23 protein-coding genes, 1 tRNA gene and 1 pseudogene are annotated in these 19,782 nt (G+C 64.1%); 13 read left to right on the top strand and 12 right to left on the bottom strand.

Going from position 1 to position 19,782, the window contains the following annotated elements; all coding sequences use genetic code 11:
• Positions 1–27 precede the first annotated feature (27 nt).
• Entirely contained in the window at positions 28–354 is a 327-nt protein-coding gene (locus NJT13_RS04880; RefSeq protein WP_254524365.1) for a UPF0175 family protein, read from the top strand.
• Positions 351–857: a PIN domain-containing protein gene (locus NJT13_RS04875; RefSeq protein ID WP_254524364.1), complete on the top strand. Its 507-nt coding sequence runs from the start codon at positions 351–353 to the stop codon at positions 855–857. Before NJT13_RS04880 ends, NJT13_RS04875 begins: the two co-directional genes overlap by 4 nt.
• Positions 858–943: 86 nt before the next feature.
• Here the strand turns inward: NJT13_RS04875 and NJT13_RS04870 are convergent, their stop codons facing one another.
• From NJT13_RS04870 to NJT13_RS04860, 3 genes are all read right to left on the bottom strand, one after another.
• A complete protein-coding gene (locus NJT13_RS04870) occupies positions 944–1,711 on the bottom strand; it encodes a mechanosensitive ion channel family protein (RefSeq protein WP_254524363.1) in 768 nt (255 codons plus the stop codon).
• A gap of 1 nt (position 1,712) precedes the next feature.
• Entirely contained in the window at positions 1,713–2,525 is an 813-nt protein-coding gene (gene dacZ / locus NJT13_RS04865; protein ID WP_254524362.1) for a diadenylate cyclase DacZ, read from the bottom strand.
• A 314-nt stretch (positions 2,526–2,839) separates the two neighbouring features.
• Positions 2,840–3,307 (bottom strand): hypothetical protein, encoded by a 468-nt coding sequence (locus NJT13_RS04860; protein ID WP_254524361.1) that lies wholly within the window; start codon positions 3,305–3,307, stop codon positions 2,840–2,842.
• A gap of 258 nt (positions 3,308–3,565) precedes the next feature.
• Between NJT13_RS04860 and NJT13_RS04855 the strand changes: the two genes are divergently transcribed.
• Complete coding sequence (locus NJT13_RS04855) at positions 3,566–3,802, top strand: winged helix-turn-helix domain-containing protein (RefSeq protein ID WP_254524360.1); 237 nt, start codon at positions 3,566–3,568, stop codon at positions 3,800–3,802.
• Between the two features lie 236 nt (positions 3,803–4,038).
• Here the strand turns inward: NJT13_RS04855 and NJT13_RS04850 are convergent.
• Positions 4,039–4,123: transfer RNA gene (locus NJT13_RS04850), tRNA-Leu, on the bottom strand.
• Between the two features lie 46 nt (positions 4,124–4,169).
• The gene (locus NJT13_RS04845; RefSeq protein WP_006431372.1) at positions 4,170–4,343 is read right to left on the bottom strand and encodes a hypothetical protein; all 174 of its coding nucleotides are present in this window, start codon (positions 4,341–4,343) and stop codon (positions 4,170–4,172) included.
• A gap of 238 nt (positions 4,344–4,581) precedes the next feature.
• Between NJT13_RS04845 and NJT13_RS04840 the strand changes: the two genes are divergently transcribed.
• A complete protein-coding gene (locus NJT13_RS04840) occupies positions 4,582–4,890 on the top strand; it encodes a transcription initiation factor IIB family protein (protein WP_254524359.1) in 309 nt (102 codons plus the stop codon).
• 177 nt (positions 4,891–5,067) lie between these two features.
• Here NJT13_RS04840 and NJT13_RS04835 read toward each other — a convergent pair whose 3' ends face one another.
• Complete coding sequence (locus NJT13_RS04835; protein WP_254524358.1) at positions 5,068–5,532, bottom strand: phosphopantetheine adenylyltransferase; 465 nt, start codon at positions 5,530–5,532, stop codon at positions 5,068–5,070.
• A 150-nt stretch (positions 5,533–5,682) separates the two neighbouring features.
• Here NJT13_RS04835 and NJT13_RS04830 point away from each other — a divergent pair, with 150 nt between their 5' ends.
• The 3 genes from NJT13_RS04830 to NJT13_RS04820 all read left to right on the top strand — a co-directional run bounded on the left by NJT13_RS04830 (position 5,683) and on the right by NJT13_RS04820 (position 10,056).
• Positions 5,683–7,938, top strand: coding sequence for an NADP-dependent malic enzyme (locus NJT13_RS04830; protein ID WP_254524357.1), 2,256 nt, complete (start codon positions 5,683–5,685; stop codon positions 7,936–7,938).
• 9 nt (positions 7,939–7,947) lie between these two features.
• On the top strand, positions 7,948–9,408 hold the full coding sequence (locus NJT13_RS04825; RefSeq protein ID WP_425499785.1) for an outer membrane protein assembly factor BamB family protein: 1,461 nt from the start codon (positions 7,948–7,950) through the stop codon (positions 9,406–9,408).
• A 276-nt stretch (positions 9,409–9,684) separates the two neighbouring features.
• The gene (locus NJT13_RS04820; protein ID WP_254524356.1) at positions 9,685–10,056 is read left to right on the top strand and encodes a 30S ribosomal protein S8e; all 372 of its coding nucleotides are present in this window, start codon (positions 9,685–9,687) and stop codon (positions 10,054–10,056) included.
• A 237-nt stretch (positions 10,057–10,293) separates the two neighbouring features.
• Here the strand turns inward: NJT13_RS04820 and NJT13_RS04815 are convergent, their stop codons facing one another.
• The 3 genes from NJT13_RS04815 to NJT13_RS04805 all read right to left on the bottom strand — a co-directional run bounded on the left by NJT13_RS04815 (position 10,294) and on the right by NJT13_RS04805 (position 12,453).
• Positions 10,294–11,289, bottom strand: a complete 996-nt coding sequence (locus NJT13_RS04815) for a phosphate uptake regulator PhoU (RefSeq protein WP_254524355.1) — start codon at positions 11,287–11,289, stop codon at positions 10,294–10,296.
• A 303-nt stretch (positions 11,290–11,592) separates the two neighbouring features.
• A complete protein-coding gene (locus NJT13_RS04810) occupies positions 11,593–11,820 on the bottom strand; it encodes a DUF7511 domain-containing protein (protein WP_254524354.1) in 228 nt (75 codons plus the stop codon).
• A 57-nt stretch (positions 11,821–11,877) separates the two neighbouring features.
• Positions 11,878–12,453, bottom strand: a complete 576-nt coding sequence (locus NJT13_RS04805) for a metallophosphoesterase (protein WP_254524353.1) — start codon at positions 12,451–12,453, stop codon at positions 11,878–11,880.
• 225 nt (positions 12,454–12,678) lie between these two features.
• On the opposite strand from NJT13_RS04805, the gene NJT13_RS04800 reads away from it, so the two are divergent.
• Positions 12,679–13,344 (top strand): 2,5-diamino-6-(ribosylamino)-4(3H)-pyrimidinone 5'-phosphate reductase, encoded by a 666-nt coding sequence (locus NJT13_RS04800; RefSeq protein ID WP_254524352.1) that lies wholly within the window; start codon positions 12,679–12,681, stop codon positions 13,342–13,344.
• An 80-nt stretch (positions 13,345–13,424) separates the two neighbouring features.
• On the opposite strand, the gene NJT13_RS04795 is transcribed toward NJT13_RS04800, so the two are convergent.
• Positions 13,425–14,195, bottom strand: coding sequence for an enoyl-CoA hydratase/isomerase family protein (locus NJT13_RS04795; RefSeq protein ID WP_254524351.1), 771 nt, complete (start codon positions 14,193–14,195; stop codon positions 13,425–13,427).
• A 135-nt stretch (positions 14,196–14,330) separates the two neighbouring features.
• Here NJT13_RS04795 and msrA point away from each other — a divergent pair, with 135 nt between their 5' ends.
• On the top strand, positions 14,331–14,864 hold the full coding sequence (msrA, locus tag NJT13_RS04790) for a peptide-methionine (S)-S-oxide reductase MsrA (RefSeq protein WP_254524350.1): 534 nt from the start codon (positions 14,331–14,333) through the stop codon (positions 14,862–14,864).
• Between the two features lie 206 nt (positions 14,865–15,070).
• On the opposite strand, the gene NJT13_RS04785 is transcribed toward msrA, so the two are convergent.
• The gene (locus tag NJT13_RS04785) at positions 15,071–15,430 is read right to left on the bottom strand and encodes a winged helix-turn-helix domain-containing protein (protein WP_254524349.1); all 360 of its coding nucleotides are present in this window, start codon (positions 15,428–15,430) and stop codon (positions 15,071–15,073) included.
• Positions 15,431–15,574: 144 nt separating this feature from the next.
• Between NJT13_RS04785 and NJT13_RS04780 the strand changes: the two genes are divergently transcribed.
• From NJT13_RS04780 to NJT13_RS04765, 4 genes and pseudogenes are all read left to right on the top strand, one after another.
• Positions 15,575–16,264 carry a cob(I)yrinic acid a,c-diamide adenosyltransferase gene (locus NJT13_RS04780; RefSeq protein WP_254524348.1) on the top strand — a complete coding sequence of 230 codons (690 nt, stop codon included), beginning with the start codon at positions 15,575–15,577 and terminating at the stop codon, positions 16,262–16,264.
• A gap of 181 nt (positions 16,265–16,445) precedes the next feature.
• Positions 16,446–17,030: pseudogene (locus NJT13_RS04775) on the top strand (ABC transporter ATP-binding protein).
• 103 nt (positions 17,031–17,133) lie between these two features.
• Positions 17,134–17,496: a hypothetical protein gene (locus NJT13_RS23395; RefSeq protein WP_425499784.1), complete on the top strand. Its 363-nt coding sequence runs from the start codon at positions 17,134–17,136 to the stop codon at positions 17,494–17,496.
• Between the two features lie 85 nt (positions 17,497–17,581).
• The gene (locus tag NJT13_RS04765) at positions 17,582–19,243 is read left to right on the top strand and encodes a cobyric acid synthase (RefSeq protein WP_254525396.1); all 1,662 of its coding nucleotides are present in this window, start codon (positions 17,582–17,584) and stop codon (positions 19,241–19,243) included.
• Positions 19,244–19,333: 90 nt separating this feature from the next.
• On the opposite strand, the gene NJT13_RS04760 is transcribed toward NJT13_RS04765, so the two are convergent.
• Entirely contained in the window at positions 19,334–19,723 is a 390-nt protein-coding gene (locus tag NJT13_RS04760; RefSeq protein ID WP_254524347.1) for a CopG family transcriptional regulator, read from the bottom strand.
• Positions 19,724–19,782 lie beyond the last annotated feature (59 nt).

Here is a 19,782-nt window from a genome sequence, read left to right as displayed (position 1 = left end):
TATGAAGGCCGTATACTCGGCAACGGCATGTCCCGAACCACCGCCACTATCCCGGACGATCTCACCGACCTCATGGAGGGAGCAGTAAAAGCGGGAATCTTCGAAAACAAAAGCGACGCAATTCGACACGTCCTCCGAGAGTATTTCGAAGAGAATCAGAACGCCCGGATTGCCGCTGCGGTATCGCTATACGACGACGGGAACATCACGATGGGAACCGCTGCTCGCCTCGCCGACGTCAATCGGTTCGAAATGCGTGAGATCTTGCGTGAAGAGGGAATCGAACTGCGATTTGGTCCCAAGAACATGGCTGCAGCGAAAGACGAAATCGACGTCGCACGCGATCTCGAATGACAGGGCCCCCGAGAAATGCGACGGTACTCAACACCACTGTCCTTTCGAACTTTGCTCACGTGGATCACGCCGAGTTGCTAGTCAAACTGCCTCGAGTCGCGACGACGGATGCTGTCCGGACGGAACTCGAAGAGGGGGTTGAGACACACCTGTACCTCGAAAACGCGTTGGTCGTCCTCGGAGAGCAGATCCCGGTGATTACACCCTCTCCGTCGACAGAAGCGGTGGAAGCGAAACTTCTGGAAACGCTGGATCCAGGTGAGGCACAGGCACTGGCCGTTGCAGAGGCTGCTGGCGGGTTGGTCGTCACCGATGACGGAGATGCACGAGAAACTGCGAACCAGCGTGGTCTCGGCCTGACCGGCTCGATCGGACTCTTGGTGCGTTTCGTCGAAGATGGTCACATCACCGCAGAGACGGCCGATGGGTACCTCAAACGCTGGATCGACGAGGCTGGATTTCGCTCTCCGGCCCGTGACTTCGACGTCTTCTTGGAGTATTGAGCCGTCGGTGGTGCGCTCTCATTTCATCCGTTCTCAGGATTCTGGCAGTGCTGAACGTCTGAACATTTCTTCGGTCACGCAATCCATCAATCTCGCATTCGAACGACCCCGTCCTCGAAGACCCGCCGATTCGGAACGATGAACTCCTCCGAATCGTCCTCGATCTTGGTGACGAACAGATCGACGTCCTGGACGATGCCGGTCTGGTCGCCGATCCGGACTTCGTCGCCGATCCCGTAGGGCTGGTTGAGCAACAGGTAGATCCCGGCCGCACTCGAGACGAGGAAATCCTTGAAGGCGACCGTGCCGACGATGACGACCCCGACGGCGTACACCGTCAGCAGGATCAGCAGGGCCAGGACGTGGACGCCGATCTGGCCCAGCGCGATGATGAAGGTGACGTAGAGCACGGAGTACTTGACCAGTTTCGGGATGATCGACACGTCGGGAAGCTTGACCCCGCGCAGATACTCGCTGACGACGAGTTCGGACTTGTCCGCGACGATGAAGCCGATGATGAGGACGAGGACGGCGATGAAAAGCTGCGGTATGAACTCCGTCACCCGGAGCCAGAAGGCGTCCGTATCGAGCAACTGCGCGATGTGGATCGCCGTGAGGACGGCGATCCCGTAGATGAACCACGAACTCAGCCGGGCCACGATTTCGACCGTGGACGTGCCGATCGACTGGGCAGTTCGCTCGAACGGCGTCCCCTCGACGGCTTCCGGTACCCCCGAGGCCGACAGCAACTCTTCGTTGAGCCGGCCGACGAGGTAGCCGACGACGAGGCCGAGCGCAAGCACCGCGGCCGCTATGATCGCCGGTTCGTTGACGAGCGCCTGCCAGTCTACCATATCAGTACGCCTCCGGATCGACCTCCAGAATAAGTTCACCGGCCTTGAACGCTCGAACGAGGCCGTCGCTCTCCGATAGGACGATCGAAATCGCGTTGGTATCGCGTGTGATCGCACCACCGGCCATGTGTCGCGCGCCGAGCCCCTTCGGAATGTCGACCCCTTCCGCGGACGGCTCGAGGTACCGATACGCTGAAACGATTTTCCCCGCGTCCGAGATGACGAACGCGCCGTCGAGGCGCGAGAACTCCTTCAACATGACGTTCACGATCGGATCGCCGACGTGGACGTGAGACTTCTCGAAGGGGTTGTACGAAAGCGGTCGCGACTTGTTCATCACCTTTCCCGCGTCGCCGACGACGAACAGCGCCCCGACCGGCTTCCCTTTCTGTCCTTTCTGCCCCAGTTCGATCGCCAACTCGAGGACCGCTTTGATGACCTCCGGTTCGGCGCGGGATTTGACGAACAGGTCGTAGATCCCGGTCTGGGTCTCCGCGTCCGCTCTGACGCGGGACACCGTATCGATTCCGTCGCCGAAGATGCTCGTCGCACAGGCCAGTTCGTCGCCGTCTTCGATCAGCCCCTGTTGGAGCGCCCCCTCGAGCCCGAAGCGGATCCGTTCGGTGACCTCCTCGAACGCGAGGGGAAGTTCGACGAACGTCTCCGCCCCGACGGCGTTTTCCGTTCCGACGACGAGCACGTCCACGTCGTCGATGGCTGCAAACCGCTCGTAGTACGACCCGCTCGGCGAAAAGAGGACGACCGCGTCCACGTTCGTAAAGAGATCCCCGAACACGTCGTCTAACCCGGCCATTAATACTACAACCTGTTCCTGTTCGAATAAGCGTTATGGGACGTCTGACGTTTGTCTTTCGATAATATCCGATGGTGTCGGGTTTAATTCGAGGCCGTCGACCAGTCGTCACATCCCCACGCTTTCGATATCGCGCCCGGCTGTCCGAGTGGTCGAGGGTGCCCGGCTGTCCGAGTGACAGAACCTCGAGCAACAGCGTGCTCGAGCCGGATCGCCGATCGTCTCCCGGCACGTGGCGAGTTACAGCGTCGAAAAATGCTGTCGGGCCCCATCGATCCCGCCAGGTCCCATCGTCTCCATCCCCATCGGTCCCCTCAGTCGTCCTCGCTCCCCCGGTCGCGTTCCCGGTCGAAGACGTCCGGATCGGGCCCGATCACCGAATTCACACCGCGGCCGCGACGAACGATCATCGGGACGCCTCCGGGGGCTGCGTCCCGATCGGTTTCGTCGGGGTCGGCGTCGAACGCACCCCTGACCGTGCCGGCCCCGCCGGCCTCTCGTCTCTCGCTCGCCTCCCACAACAACCGCCCCGCGCTCAGGGCTTCCGATCGAATCGTGCGCAGGTGCTCCCGCACGACGCGTTGGGTCCCTCGATCCAGCGCCCCCTCCCGGTCCAGTCGCCCCAGTTCCCCGACCACTCCCCGCACGGCCGCGTCGATCACCTCGAGGTGGATGCGATACTTCGGGCTCCACCCCGATTTCGGGCCGTTTCGGTCGCTCGAGTCGGTCGATACGTCTCCTCGGTCGGGGGTTTCAAGCCCCCGCGAATCGTCGGTTGGCATGGCTTCCGTGGGTCGAGACGGGAGCTGACGCGGGTCGGTGCTAGTCCACCGACCGGCACTTTTCCAGTACCTCACAGTCCGCGGTCAGTCCCGCATCTACTATTGTCTTTTCTCCCTACATAAATCTGTGCTTAACGAGGCTAAAAATATGTAATTAGCTTCCAAAGAGAGGCTTTGAATCGATCTAAAGATGTAACAGGCGACACTCATGAATCTCTGCTTGGCATAGTATATCCAATGCGAAAGCGAGCTGAGTGGATGACGCGGGCAGACGACGAGATTCTCGAGTACCTCGCATCGGAGACCGCTGGCACTCCGAAAGTGATCGCGGACGCACTCGACCGAAATAACAATTACATCGGTGTCCGCTGTCGCAAACTCGCCTCCTACGGGTTACTCGAGCGCCCGTCTCGAGGCTTCTATGTCATTTCGGAGACGGGGAACTCGTATCTCGAGGGGGATCTCGACGCGAGTACATTGGCGGCGGACGACTGACGAACGGCCGTCCGTACTTCTCGAGGCGGATCGTCCACTCGAGGCTCGAGGCGTTCGATCGTCCGGGTTCTTCTAGATTGGGCCGAATTTCCACTCACGGAGCCGTGTGGCGCCCGTGGAGAATGCGCGGGACCGGATTCGAACCACGTGAAGACGTGCTCGCTTCGCTGCGCGCGTCTTCCCTCATTCGAATCCTCGTCGCGATGCTTCTCCTCGCGAAAGTGCTCGGAGAAGCATGCGCGGGACCGGATTCGAACCGGCGGACCCCTACGGGACAGCGTCCTAAGCGCTGCGCCGTTGGCCTGGCTTGGCTACCCGCGCGCATCCCCGAGTTTTGCCGATTCGCGTATGAACCTGTCGGTCCGCACTAACTGTGTTTCACCGGCTCTTCCGGTGACCAATCAGGCGGGACGATGAAGGTGACGTGTTCGGGGTCGCGTAGCTGGTGTAATTCAGCGGCCTGTTCGGCCAGCGACCGCTCCCGGTAGGGCATTTCGAGGCCGCAACCGGTACAGACGAGTTTGCAAGTTGGCTCTTTCATGGGGGGTGCGAACCGACATCGGTCGACCGCGCCGCCTGCACCTTCGAGCTTCCGGTGGTTTAGTAGTTGTCTCCTAGTGAAATCGACGGAGAACAGCCGTTTTTCCGAATTATTCGTAGTAGAACATTGCCCGCCGTAGTGCAATATTTGCCGGCGCGAAACGCGCCGATCGATCGGCCCCGATTTCGCACGTCGTCACGACCGTAGTTTTATCTCGACTGATCCGATACCCGAATGTATGTACAGCGCGCGGGACCGCGTCGAACACGAACCGTGGCTCGAGGAACTGGAGGCCATCGCCGATCGGCTCGAACTCTCGACGGACGCGCGGTCGACCGCGGCCGATCTCTTCCTCGCCGACGTCCCGTCGTCCGATCGGTCCAAGCGAGCGGTCCTCGCCGCGAGCGTCTACGCCGGCTCGCTCGTCGCCGGTGACGGCCGCACGCAGGGGGCGGTGGCGGACGCCGCCGACGTCTCTCGGCTCTCGATTCAATCCCGCTGGAAGGAGTTACTCGAGTCCGCCGGTCTCGAGCCCCCGCGCTGGTAACGGTCACGTACGAGCGACCGTTTCACGCGTCAGTGCCGTGCTGATTCGGCGTAAGGATCTGATACGGGCCGCTTCCTAACTAATGGTAATTTCCGTAGGTTGGCGCAGTTACGTGGCCGCTATGGCTCTCGAATCCGCGAGGTGAAGAGAGCGGGCGGACGCCCGGGCCACCGCGGGTCACTCGTCGACGACGTTCCCGTGTTCGTCGATTTCGCCGTTGACGATTCGGGTACTCGAAATGATGTCGCCGTCCTCGGCCCGGAGGTGTGGGACGACGACGACTTCCAGCGGATCGTGGCCGCGCTCGTCTCGGATCTCGTTGATTCGGGTCCCACCCTCGCGGGTTTCCGGCGAGACGACGAGGTAGTCGAACTGCGGTTCGGTCGCGATTCCCGTCGGCTTCTCGAGTTTGCGAACCCGGAAGTCGCGGTCGTACTCGGTCGCGATCGCTTCGAGTTCGGTCTCGAGGTCCCGTTTCCGGTCCTCGTACGATCTCACTCGTCGTTCGACGGCGCGTGTCTTCGGCGCGAGTTCGTCGCTGGTCAACCCGACAGTCACATCTCCGAGTTCGAACGCCCGTTCGAATAGCCGTCTGTGGCCATCGTGAACGGGGTCGAAGGTCCCACCAAGCGCGACGTCCATACCCCACCACACATGCGCCCTGCGTATAAAACGGTCGAATCGATATGTCTGCTCGCCGGGGCGTCCGCTCTCCGCGTTGTCCACCGGTTTCGACGGCTGTCGAAACTCCCCTTCGCATTGTTTTTAGTAGTCCCCCACAGTGTCCCCGATATGGGATTAGACGAGGACTCACTGGAGTACCACCGGACGGACCCGCCGGGGAAAATCGAGATATCGACGACGAAACCGACGAACACGCAACGTGACCTGTCACTCGCGTACTCGCCGGGCGTCGCCGCGCCGTGTCTCGAGATCGACGAGGACGAGACCGAGGCCTACACGTACACGGCGAAAGGGAACCTCGTGGGCGTCGTCTCGAACGGGTCGGCCGTCCTCGGCCTGGGTGACATCGGCGCACAGGCGTCGAAGCCGGTCATGGAGGGGAAAGGCGTCCTGTTCAAGCGCTTCGCGGACATCGACGTCTTCGACATCGAACTCGACGAAGCCGACCCCGACAAACTCGTCGAAGCCGTCAAGATGATGGAGCCGACCTTCGGCGGCGTCAACCTAGAGGACATCAAAGCGCCCGAGTGTTTCACCGTCGAGGAGCGACTCCGCGAGGAAATCGACATTCCAGTGTTCCACGACGACCAACACGGGACGGCCATCATCTCCGGTGCGGCGCTGCTCAACGCCGCCGACATCGCGGACAAGGACCTCGAGGATCTCGAGATCGTCTTCTCCGGTGCCGGTGCGAGTGCGATCGCCACGGCGCGGTTCTACGTCTCGCTCGGGTGCCGGAAAGAGAACATCACGATGTGTGATTCCTCGGGGATCATCACCGACGAGCGAGCGCGACGGGGCGATGTAAACGAGTACAAGCGACAGTTCGCCCGCGACGTTCCCGAAGGCGACCTCGCCGACGCGATGAACGGCGCGGACGTGTTCGTCGGCCTCTCGATCGGCGGCATCGTCTCCGAGGAGATGGTGCAGTCCATGGCGTCGGACCCCATCGTCTTCGCGATGGCGAACCCCGATCCGGAAATCGACTACGAGACGGCCAAAGCGGCCCGCGACGACACCGTCATCATGGCCACCGGGCGCTCCGATTACCCAAATCAGGTCAACAACGTCCTCGGCTTTCCGTTCATCTTCCGCGGCGCACTCGACGTCCGCGCCACCGAAATTAACGAGAAGATGAAAGTCGCCTGTGCCGAAGCGCTGGCCGAACTCGCCCGCCAGGACGTCCCGGACGCGGTCGTCAAGGCCTACGGCGACGAACCGATCCAGTACGGTCCCGACTACATCATCCCGAAGCCGGTCGATCCCCGCGTTCTCTTCCGGGTCGCGCCGTCGATCGCCGAGGCCGCGATGGAGTCGGGCGCCGCCCGAACCGAAATCGACACCGACGAGTACGAAGAGCAACTCGAGGCGCGACTGGGCAAGTCCCGGGAGATGATGCGGGTCGTCCTCAACAAAGCGAAGAGCGACCCGCAGACGGTCGCGCTCGCGGAGGGCGAAAACGAGAAGATGATCCGGGCGGCCTATCAGATCCGGGAACAGGGGATCGCCCTGCCGATCCTCATCGGCGACGAGGACCAGATCAGGGGAACGGCCGCGAACCTCGGACTCGACTTCGAGCCGACCGTCGCCGATCCGTCAGTCGGCGACTACGAGGAGTACGCCGATCGGCTGCACGAACTCCGGGCCCGCAAGGGAATCACGCGGAGCGAGGCGGGCGAACTCATCGAACGCGATACGAATTACTTCGGGAGCGTGATGGTCGAACGCGGTGACGCCGACGCGATGCTGACGGGGCTGTCCCATCACTACCCCTCGGCGCTTCGGCCGCCGCTGCAGGTGATCGGAACCGACGAGGACGTGGACTACGCCGCGGGCGTCTACATGCTCACGTTCAAGAACCGCGTGATCTTCGTCGCCGACGCGACCGTCAACCAGGCACCCGACGAGGACGTCCTCGCCGAAGTCACCAAGCAGACCGGGAAACTCGCCCGCCGGTTCAACGTCGAACCGCGAGCCGCCTTGCTCTCGTACTCGAACTTCGGCAGCGTCAACAACGAGGGGACCCGAAAGCCACGGAAGGCGGCCGCTATGCTGCAGGACGACCCCGAAGTCGACTTCCCCGTCGACGGCGAGATGCAGGCCGACACCGCCGTCGTCGAGGACATTCTCGAGGGGACCTACGGCTTCTCCGAACTCGACGAACCCGCGAACGTGCTGGTCTTTCCCAACCTCGAGTCGGGGAACATCGGCTACAAACTGCTCCAGCGACTCGGCGGCGCGGACGCGATCGGCCCGATGCTGGTCGGGATGGACAAACCGGTCCACGTCCTGCAACGCGGCGACGAGGTCAAAGACATCGTCAACCTGGCCGGCGTCGCAGTCGTCGACGCCCAACAGGAGTAAGGGACGACCGTGCACGAGCCAGTCGCCGACCGCCACGACAGCGACTCCGCTCGAGGGTCTCGGAGTGCGGGCTCCGAGGCGGGAGATCGGACCGCGGGTGCCCGAGTGAGCAGGCGAGCGCTCCTCCGTACCGCGGGTGCTGCCGGAACCGTCGGCCTCGCCGGCTGTACCGGGCGACAGTACCGATCACCGCCGGATTGCGGCCCCGACGCGGCGTCCGAGACGACCGCCGACGGATACGTGCCGATTCCGGCCGACGACGACATTTCCATGTTTCGTCGCGGACTGCGCCGCTACGGCTACTATCCCGACGAAACCGTCCCGTCGTCGGTTCGGGTCGACTGGTCGTTCCCGATCAACCGAATCGGACACACCGCGGCCAAATCGACGCCCCGCCCGACGCCGGACGGCGAGACGATCCTCGTCGCGAGTGACACGGGGGTGATCCACGCCGTCAGTCCGACCGGTGACCACCGCTGGCGCCTCGAAACGGGCGCCGGACGAAGCCTCGGCTTCCACGGGACGCCGACGATCGTCGACGATACCGCTTACATCGGCGGGTACGACGGGGAGCTCTACGCGTTCGAGATCGCCACCGGCGAACTGGTCTGGCACACTCGGCGCCTCGAGTTCGGCGGTGCGATCGCGATCGGCTCGAGCCCCGCGTACGTCGACGGGCGGCTCTATTTCCTCACCGAACACAAGAACCCGGCCAGCGGCGTGCTGTGGGAAGTCGACGCCGCGACCGGGAATCCGACCTGGAGCGACGACCGCCTCTGGGGGATGCCCCATCCGTCACCTGCGATCGACTGCGAGGCCGGCAGGCTCGTCACGGGCTCGAACGACGGCGTCGTCTACTGTTGGGAGTTTCCCTCGCTCGAGTTCGCGTGGTCGTTTCAGGCGGGCGGCGAGGGCGGCCCCGACGGCGACGTAATGGCCGACGGGGAATTCCGACTCGGTGCTCAGATCAAGGGAACGATCCCCGTGTACGACGGTGCGGCGTTCGTCGGTTCCTGGGACGGCCGGTTCTACCGGCTGGATCTCGCCGACGGGAGCGAGGAGTGGTCGATCGACACCGGGAACGTCGTCATGTCGAATCCGGCGATCGATCCCGACGCGGGAATCGTCTACGTCGGCGGCGACGACCACTACGTCCGGGCGCTCGAGACGGCCACTGGCGAGGTCCTGTGGGAGACGAACGTCGGCGGTCACGTCATCGGCTCGATCACGGCGACGGCCGAGACGATCCTCGTCGGCTCGTACGATACCCACCTCTACGCGCTCGACAGAGCGACCGGCGAACGCCGCTGGCGGGTCGAAAACCGCGGTCACGTCACCAGCGGTGCGATCCCCCGTGACGGCCGGATCTATTACGCCGAGCGCGGCGTCTTTTCGAACTATTACGCCGAGGAAAGAGAGACCGTGCTCGAGCAACCGGGTCAGGCGTACTGTCTGGTCCCCGACGAATGACGGTTCGAAATCTCGGTCGGCGGGGGAGAGCCCGCGGAAGCGCACCGAGAGCGACGCGGGCCGCCCCGTCTCGGAAACGCAGTCGTCGAGACGGTACGCGACCGGCGCGAGCGAGCGGACCGGCCGATCCGGCGGGAGCGCGATGCGGTCGGTCGAGTCGCGACCGAGTGACGGCGCCGTCGGGACAGGAACGCCCTCTCGAGCCCGTTAACCGGTGACTGAACCGTCCACTCTCGGAGCAGTGCATTCAAGTATGCGCCGGGTTTTTTACCGGGTATGCAAGATCAGGGACGCTCTACCCGGAAGCGAACCGGTGGTCGACTGAAGAACGTTCGCAAGCGCCGAAAGGACGAGCTCGGTCGGCTGCCGACCGAGACGCAGGTCGGCGAGCCGCGATTCCGGACCGTCGACGTCCGGGGCAACGGGACGAAGACGCGTGCACTCGCGACGAACGTTGCGAGCGTGAACAAGGACGACGAAACGGTGACCGCGGACATCGAAGACGTCGTGGAGAACGACGCGAACCCGAACTACGTGCGGCGAAACATCATCACGAAGGGTGCCGTCATCGAAACGTCGGAGGGAACGGCTCGGGTGACGTCTCGTCCGGGCCAGACCGGGCAAGTCAACGCCGTTCTCGTCGAATAGGGCCCCGATCGATCGTACCACGGAACCGTTTTCCCGTCGAGCTACGCGTCGTTGAGCGCGACGATAGTCCCGTATTTGTTACCGTGAACCGCCTCGGGGTCAAGTGGTTCGAAAGGCCTTCGGCCTTTCGTCATCACGAGAGAGCTTCGCTCTCTCGGACGACCCCGAGGCTTCCCGTGGTTTAGTCGGACACTCCCCTCCGACCATCGGCTTGATATCCTCGGGCGGTCGGGTGGGTCACGGTCGGGGAGCGGCCTTCTGGAGCGCCGTCTCGGCGACGTTCCCGCCGTAATCGGCGCTTCTGGACAACGAGTCGACGATGAGTCCGAGCGATTGGGCCCGTGCGGGCTCGAGTTCGCGGAGCCTGTCGTCGATTTTTCGGGTGTGCTCGTCGATCTCGAGGACGGCCGCGAGGGCGTCGTGGCCCAGCCGGTTCGCCTCGTCGGCATCGTCGGCGAACAGCGCGTCCATCGACTGCTCGAAGATGGTCGCCGCTTCCGCGTGGAGGCCGTGGATGGCGTCGGCGACGTCGGCCGAGATGCCGTCGAGTTTGAGCGCGATATCGCTGATCTTGACGGCGTGGTCGGCGATCCGCTCGAGTTGACGGGCGCTCGAGTGGAAATCGAAACAGTCCTCGCGGGAGACGCCGAGTTCCTCGATGGCACGAGGTGACCGGAGCGTGGCGCGGAAGATTCGCGAGACGACCAGCCAGAGGCGGTCGACGTCGTCGTCGCGTTCGATAACGTCGGCCGCGATATCGTCGTCGTCGTCGATCAGCGCGGTGACCGCGTCCTCGAGCATGGACTGTGCGATCAGTCGCATCCGGGTGACGGCGTTGACGATCGACAGTTCCGAGGAATCGAGCAGGTCCTGAATGACCACGCTGTCGCTGGTTTCCTCCAAGACCTCGACGCCGACGAGGCGCTGTGTCGCGTTGCGGATCGCACTTCGTTGCTCGGTCGTGATCCGGCCGGCTTCGAGTCTGATGATGTCGAAGCCGCTGACGTACATCGTCATCACGGCTCGCTTCAGTTGTTCGTCCTCGAGGCCCGAGACGTCGAGCGTCCCTTCCTGTCGTCGCGTTTCGCGTTCGGGTGTCAGGAGGAGTTCGTCCCCTTCCGGGTAAAATTCGACGGTCGTTCCGCTACTGACGTCGTTGTCGGTCGCCCAGGTCTTCGGAAGCGAGACCGTAAACGTCGACCCGCCCGTCACCTGAACCTTGCGCGTCTCCATACGGGCGGCTTTCAACTGCAACAATATAAATCCACTAGACTATAGAGAAGTACGAATTACTCGAGTGATGGTCTGAGGGGCGGTATTTGCCGTGGTTTGCGATGTCCATCAGTTCGTAACTCTCCGTCGATAACCGTTCACGAATATATCTATATATAGATACGCGAGGGGTGCGACGTCCGCTTCCGAATCCGATCGGGCGGAGTCCGACGTCCAGAAAGCGGCTACTCGCTCCGGCGGCCGGCCGTTCGAGTCGACGGGGGATCACTCCAGTCCGACACTCGATTGCGTCCGGGCACTCGGTTACCGCATATCGTCTAGATCGACGAATACCCGGACGTCCGCCGACAGCCAGGTGGTCAATCGGTCCGCCTCCGGGCACTCTCGCGGCACGATCGTGCATCGATCCGTTCGATTTTCGTACCGCACGACGACCGACTCGAGATCGATTTCGTCGCTCGAGTACTGCGTGGCCGCGGCCAGTCGCTGTCGCGTGGACCGATCGTCGTAACCGCCGGTGGATCCGTTCATGGGTTCGGGTAGCAGGTCGCGTACCTGAACCCACCCACGACACCTACTAAGTCACTGCTAATTGTGATATTGAGCGGTCAGTACCGGTGCGAACGCCTCCGTACGAACGGCTTGCACGGCCGCCTCGAGCAAGCTCTCGATGACCTGCGAGCCGCTCGCGGTCCGAAAGATCGCCGCCTCGATCGCGAGTACGTCCGGATCGTTGACCGCCGTCTCGAGAAATCGCTGGACGGTCCCGTCGAAGGAGTGGTACGGGTGGTGGACGCCACCGACGTCCCAGGAAATCGCGGCCGGCAACGATTCCAGATACCGGAGGTCCACCGCGTCGAGCGTCGGCAGCGAAGCCTCGCCGTCGATCGATCTTCGTTCGTTGTTTCCGCAGACCGAAACGAGCCGCGGCGATCGCCTGACCCGGTCGAGGACGGCCTTGCTCTCCGGTCCCTTTCGCACCAGATCGCCGACGAACACGGCGAGGTCGTTCGAGCCGAGGTCGAGCGTCGAAAGCAGCGTCTCGAGCGAATCGAGACACCCGTGAACGTCACCGACGATGTAGACGTCGTCCCGGTTCTCGAGGGCGATGTGCCGGTGATGGAACGGTACCGTGTCGCCGAACGTGGTGGTATCGGTCGTCACGCGTTATGCACCAGAATAATTCCGCGAGACCGGATAAGTCGTTTATCCGTTCAATATGAGTGCCTATATATCGGCCTATAGCCGGCCGAGGCGCGAAGCGACGGCGCCCGATCCGTGCCGAGCCGTCGACCGTTCCGGGATGAGACGCCGACTACTCCGGCCTGAGACGAGACCGGTCCGGGCCGGGACGCGGGGATTCTTTAGGACCGGCGACACAGCTGAGATATGCACGTCGTCGTCAACGCAGCCGTGAGCGCGGACGGCAAACTCTCCTCGCGCCGTCGCGACCAGATCGCGATCAGCGGCGACGAAGACTTCGGCCGGGTCGACCGGCTCCGTGCCGAAAGCGACGCCATCGCGGTCGGCGTGGGGACCGTCCTGGCCGACGATCCTCGTCTCACCGTCAAAGACGAGCAACTGCGCGCCAGACGGCGCGAGAACGGCCGATCGGCGAACCCCGCACGGGTCGTCGTCGACTCGAGCGGCCGGACGCCAGCGGACGCGGCGGTCCTCGACGACGCGGCGACGACCTACGTTTGCGTGAGCGAGAACGCCCCCGTGGAACGTCGCGCGGATCTCGCCGACGGCGCCGAACTGATCACGGCGGGTGAGAAGCGGGTCGACCTCTTGCGAGCGGTCGCGACGCTTCGGGAGCGGGGCATAGAGCGGCTCATGGTCGAGGGCGGCGGGGAACTCATCTTCTCGCTGTTCGAGGACGGATTGGTCGACGAGCTACGGGTGTTCGTCGGCCCGCAGATCATCGGGGGTCGCGACGCGCCGACGCTCGCCGACGGCGACGGGTTCGTCGCGGAATTTCCGACCCTCGAACTCGCGGAAATCGACCGGCTCGACGGCGGCGTGGTGCTCACCTGGCGCGTCGAGGACCGGTAGTCGAGTCGGCGATCGATCGATCGGTGCGCCGACGATCGGGAGCCGAATTGACGACCGCCGAGCGAGGTGGGTGTGCCTCGTTACTCGAATTCCGGGTCCCGATCTTCGACGAACGCCGCCATCCCTTCGCGCTGGTCGTGCGTCCCGAACAGGCTCGCGAACGCGCGCTTTTCGTACTCGAGCCCGCCCGCCTGGGATCCCTCGTAGCCCCGATTGAGCGCCTGTTTGGCGGTCTGCATCGCGAACGCGGGCTTCGCCGCAATTCTGTCGGCCAGTTCGGCCGCGGCGTCCGCGAGGTCGTCGTCGGCGACGACCTCGCCGAACAGGCCGACCTCCGCGGCGGCGTCGGCATCGAGGCGCTCCCCGAAGAAGATCATCCGACGGGCGGTCTCGTCGCCGACGAGTCGCGGCAGTCGCTGGGTGGCGCCCCAGCCCGGAATGATCCCCAGGTCGATCTCGGTGTTGCCGATCAGCGCCGACTCGCTCGCCACCCGCAGGTCGCAGGCGAGCGCCATCTCGCAGCCGCCGCCGAAGGCGTAGCCGTTGACCGCGGCGATCGTCGGCGCGGGGAAGGCCTCGAGCGCGTCGGCGACGTCGTGGCCGAGTTCGCCCCACTCCTGGGCCGCTTCCACCGAGAGGTCCCGCATGTATTTGATGTCCGCACCGGCGATGAACGCGTCGCCGGCTCCCGTCAGCACGAGTGCGCGCGCGCCGTCCTCGGCCGCCGCCTCGATCGCTTCGCCCATCGCCTCGAGCGTCGCCACGTTCAGTGCGTTGAGCGCGTCGGGTCGGTCGATCGTCAGCGTTGCTACGTCGTCGTCCCACTCGAGTCGCACCGTATCCCAGGACATGTCCCGCCGTTCAGTGGCCACCGTCAAATCCTTTCTGACGCCGGCAGTCACCGGACGCGGACGCGAACTCGCGACCGCTCGCCTACCGTGGGACGTCGCCGTCACAACTTTCCTCACGCACGTCCAACGGACCGTATGGAACGAGCTACGTTCGGCGGCGGCTGTTTCTGGTGCGTCGAAGCGGTCTTCGAGGAACTCGCGGGCGTCGAGTCCGTCACGTCGGGCTACGCAGGCGGCCACACCGACGATCCGAGCTATCGGGCGGTCTGTTCCGGCGAGACCGGCCACGCCGAAGTCGTGCAACTCGAGTTCGATCCCGATCGGATCGCCTACGAGGACTTACTCGAGGTCTTCTTCTCGATCCACGATCCCACGACCCTGAATCGCGAGGGCCCGGACGTCGGCTCCCAGTATCGCTCGGCGATCTACGCCCACAGCGACGCGCAACTCGAGACCGCTCGCGCGTTCGCCGAGGAACTCGAAGCCGAGGGGCTCTACGACGACGTCGTCACCGAGATCGAGCCGCTCGAGACCTTCTACGAGGCCGAGGAGTACCACCAGAACTACTTCGAGAAGAATCCCACCGACGCCTACTGTCGGATGCACGCAGCACCGAAAGTCGAGAAGGTCCGGGAGAAGTTCGGCGAGAACGTCGCCACGAACCAGTAGTCAGGCCCCGCGGTGCGCTCGCGCCCTCGGAACGGCGCTCGACCGGTTTCGTGATCGGTGCCGTGCTGTCGGTACCGTGTGGGTGGACTCGAACGATTTCGATCGACAGTCGACGAATCCTCCGAGGGGTGAGGACTGCTACCGACCGGATCGACGCCACTCGACTCACTCACGACGTGGGTCGGATCGCAAGGACGCGGCGAGCCTCAGAATTCCTGTCCGACGTTCGACCAGAGACCGAGCGCCGCCGAGCGGTCGATATCCACACGCAATTCGTTGCCGTCGGCGAACCCGATCGAGAGCCGCTCGAAGTTGGCGACGTACCGCGACTTCCGATGGCGCTCCTGGCGGATCCCCTCGACTTCTTCTACCAGACCGGCCTCGGACAGGGAATCGAGTTTGCGGTATGTCGTCGAAAGCGGCCGGCCCGTCACCTCCGCGACCTCGTGGACCGTCATCGGCTTCTCGAGCACGGCGACGATCTCCCGGCACGCACCGTCGTCGAGTGCGGCGATCACGCACTCGAACGCGGGAGCGTCGTCGGACGTCGAGAACTCGAGCGACATGTACCTGCACCCTCGTATGGAGCGAGGCCTAAAGACACGTTTGGTTACGGCTGTCAGCAAATCGATACGGATCGATAGCGAGGCTCACCGAACCGTGGGTCGACTGTGGCCAATTACATGTACGGTCGGGCCTACCGGGTGCGTATGAGCGACGACTCGACACCCGAATCCGCGATCGAGAACACCCCCGGGCAGGGACGGACCCCGGAACCCGAGCGTATCGAAGCGGCCGCACCGGACGAGTTCGGCCTCGTACAGGTCTGGTGGGGCGACGGAAAGGGAAAAACGACCGCCACGCTGGGCATGGGGATGCGGGCTGCGGGCCACGGGTATCGCGTTCACGTGCTCCAGTTCATGAAAGGCGGTGCCTCGAGCGTCGAAGCGGTTCGCGGCGAGTACAACGCGATCGCCGCGCTGCCGGGGATCAGTTACGAAAATCTCGGACACTACGGCTGGCACGGGATGGCGGACGGAAGCGACGAGGGCGAACACGAAGCGCAGGCCGAGGCCGGCCTCGAACGCGCTCACGAACTCCTCGAAGCGGCCGAGGAAGCCGACCTCGGTGAACCGATCGATCTCGGCGCGGCGCCGGAGGCGGGCGTGCACATGCTGATACTCGACGAGGTCCTCTACGCTGCGGACCGCGATTTGATCTCGGAGGCCGACGTTCACGAACTCATCGACGCGAAGCCGGCCGACCTCGAACTCGTGTTGTCGGGAAGCCACACCGAACCGGGGTATCTCGCCGATCGCGCGGACCTGATCACGAACGTCCGCAAGGTGAAACACCCGATCGATGACGGTCAGCGTGCGCGTCGCGGGACGGAGTTCTGATCGGTTCGAACGCCGGACGTGCGGTGTCGAACGGGCCCGCTCCGGCTATCGGCTCGCCGAACCCAGCCGCTGGCCCGTCTTCGGCTCGGCGAACGCGGCCGCTGTACCGACGCTGTTTCCGACCCACTACAGTTCTGGCCCCCACAGCTATTATCGATTCCTGATAACAGATCGACGTTCAATGGGTGCAATTCGGGTAGACGGGCTGGCAAAATCCTACGGATCCGTCCGGGCGGTCGACGGCATGAGCTTCACGGTCGAACGCGGGGAGCTATACGGCTTTCTCGGACCGAACGGTGCCGGAAAAACGACGACGATTCGAACGTTGACCGGCCAGGTTCGGCCCGACGCGGGTGACGTCCGCGTCCTCGAGACCGACCCCGTCGCGGAGCCGATCGAGACGCGCAGACCGATGCGTGGGCGGATCGGCCCGGATTCGAGAGCAAACTCGACACGCTCCACACGGATCTCTCCCAGGGACAGCAACAGAAGGTGATGATCACGCAGGCGTTCATCCACGAACCCGACGTGGTTTTCATCGACGAACCGCTCGCGAACCTCGAACCGCTCGTCCAGGAACAGGTCAAGCAGTACCTCGTCTCGTACGCGGCCGGCCGACTCGTGACCGAACGCTCGCTTTCGGGCGACGGCGACGACGCCGTCGCCGGAGACAGCGACGAATCGCTGCTCGAGAGTCTTCCTCGAGCGCGTCGAGGGCGAAGACGCACGAGACGTTCCGGCGCTCGAGCGGACGAACGCCCCATGACCGGGGTTGACACCACCGACCCGGTACGGGGGGCCGGTTCGGTGAACTCGAGGTCCGGCCTCTCCACTCGACGGCTGCTCGCGATCCCCTTTCGCGAGGAGTGGTGACTCCACACCCAGTTGTTCGGCGGCTGGCGGTTCGCCCTGTTCCCGTTCGTGATCGCCGTGCTCTCCGTGGGCGCGACCGTCGCGCTCGTCGAAACCGGCACCGCGCCGGGAACGATCGTGGCGGTTTTCTCGTCGAACAGGGCTATTTCACCGCGCTCGATACCTACTTCGCGAAGACGCACGTTTTCAAGCGGCGGTACGACGGGCTGGCGATCGACGACGTCGAGACTGCCGTCGATCTCGAGCGTCCGTACTGCGGGATGCAGACGGCGGTGTTCGACATGCTTTCGGACGCGGACCGACTGTGCCTCTGGCAGACCGAAAGCGACCTGCGAACCTGCGTCGACGCGTTGTCGTGACGATCGACCCCGGCGAGGCCGTCGCTCGAAAGGAACCGAATCGACAGGACGATACCACTGGCAGCGCGAACGGTCACAAACGCGGATGACCAGAACGCTCCTCGTCGCCGGGACCGCGAGCCACGTGGGTAAGTCGACGGTGGCCGCCGGCCTCTGCCGGTTGCTCGCCGACCGCGGAATCGACGTCGCCCCGTTCAAGGGCCAGAACATGAGCAACAACGCTCGAGTCGTCGTTCGTCCGGATGCGGACGGCCGACGGGACGGCGACTCCGGCGCCGGTACCGACGACAGGTGGGGCGAAATCGGCGTCTCCCAGTTCGTTCAGGCTCGAGCGGCTCGAACGACGCCGACGACCGACTGCAACCCGGTCTTGCTCAAACCGCGTGGCGACGGTGAGAGCCAGCTCGTGCTGCAGGGGACGGCCCACGAACACGTGCCCGCCGGCTCCTACTACGACGAGTACTGGGATCGAGCGCGCAGGGTCGCCGAAGAATCGTACCGCAGGCTGGCGGCCGACAACGACGCGATCGTCGCCGAGGGCGCGGGCGGCATCGGCGAGATCAACCTGCACGATCGAGACCTCGCGAACGTCGAGACGGCCGCGTTCGCGGACGCCGACGTCCTCCTGCTGGTCGACATCGAACGCGGCGGGGCTTTCGCCAGCCTCTACGGCACCATCGAACTGGTGCCGGACGCGATACGCGATCGGATCGTCGGCGCGCTCATCACGAAATTCCGGGGCGATCCCTCACTGCTCGAGTCCGGGATCGAGGAGATCGAATCCCGGACCGGCGTCCCGATCCTGGGCGTGCTTCCCTTCGAGGACCCCGGACTCCCCGAAGAAGACAGCGTCAGTCTGCCCGGCCGCGAATCGGGGAGCGTCGTCGGCGACGACGACGGCGTTCCCCCGGACCGACGGGTTCGGATCGCCGTCCCTCGGTTTCCCAGAATCTCGAACGCGACCGATCTCGAAGCGCTGGCGGACGAACCCGGTGTTTCGATCGTTTACGTCCCGGTCGATCGGACGGACGGTCCCGACGGATGTGACGGCGACGAGCGGTTCGAGGACGGAGCCGCCGGCGGACGGCTCACCGACCACCCACTGGCGGACGTCGAAGCCGATGCGGTGGTCCTTCCGGGGACGAAGAATACGGTCGACGACCTGTTGGCGTTACACGAGACGGGACTCGCCGACGCGCTCGCGGCGTACGATGGACCGATCGTCGGCATCTGCGGCGGGTATCAGATGCTCGGCGAACGGATCACCAACGCTGCACTCGAGGGAACGGGCGACGAGGAAATCGTCGCGGGACTCGGCCTCTTGCCGGTCGAAACCCGATTCGAAGGCGACAAGCGCCTCGAGCGGACGACGGTCTCCGTCGACGGCTCGGCGTCGTCGTTGCTTTCCGGAGCCGACGGCGCGGCGGCGGGGTACGAAATCCACGCGGGCCTCACGCGGGCCGTAGACGACGTCGACCGGCCGCTCGGCGACTCGAGCGCGGCCCGCGGTCGCGTACTGGGAACCTATCTCCACGGCCTGTTCGACAACGAGGGGGTACGAACGGCGTTTCTCGACCACGTCGCGACGACTGCGGGCGTCGATCGGCCGACGGGTGAGGCTACTGCGGCCAATCCCGCGTCGACAGCGAACGCACCTGCGACGACGCCGTACGGCCGAGCGGCGCGTCTCGTCCGTGATCACGTCGATCTAGCGGCGCTCGGCGCCCCGTTCCATCGAATCGAGTAACTGAAGTGGGCGAGTGGGCTGCCATCGGGCAGCGGTCGGCGGTACTCGCAGCGGTCTGTGGGTCGGACAGCGGTCGATGCGCTCGGTCGATTACGGTCCGCTGTCGCGGTAGGTTCCGAGCAGTTCCTCGAGGACGATACACTCCTGATCGGTCGCGTCGTAGTGGGTGTCGATGAACCGCTCTGCGGCCTCGTAGTTCCCGCGGAGGCCCTGTTTTCGGACGGTTATCACGGCGTCCAAGAAGAATGTCCCGCCGTCGGAACCGACCGCGTCGGCGTGGGCGCGGTCGTCGATGTCGAGTTCGGACTTGATCTCGTCGAAGTTGAACGTCTTGACCTCGTGGTCCGAATCGATCAGTGTGAGGACGTACTCCGCGGAGAAGCGATAGAACTCCGATTTGCTCTCGAACATACCGTCTTCGACGAGCGCGTCGATTTGCTCGACCACGTCGTCGGGATACCTGACGGTATCTTTTGACATGTCCCGTCTCTGCTCTCTCCTGACTATTTACTGTTTCGGACACCTGTTATCGATGCGTC

The organism is Natrinema caseinilyticum (assembly GCF_024227435.1).
Lineage (GTDB): Archaea > Halobacteriota > Halobacteria > Halobacteriales > Natrialbaceae > Natrinema > Natrinema caseinilyticum.
Note: the sequence above shows the minus strand (reverse complement) of the source record. Positions and strands in the feature narration are given on the sequence as shown.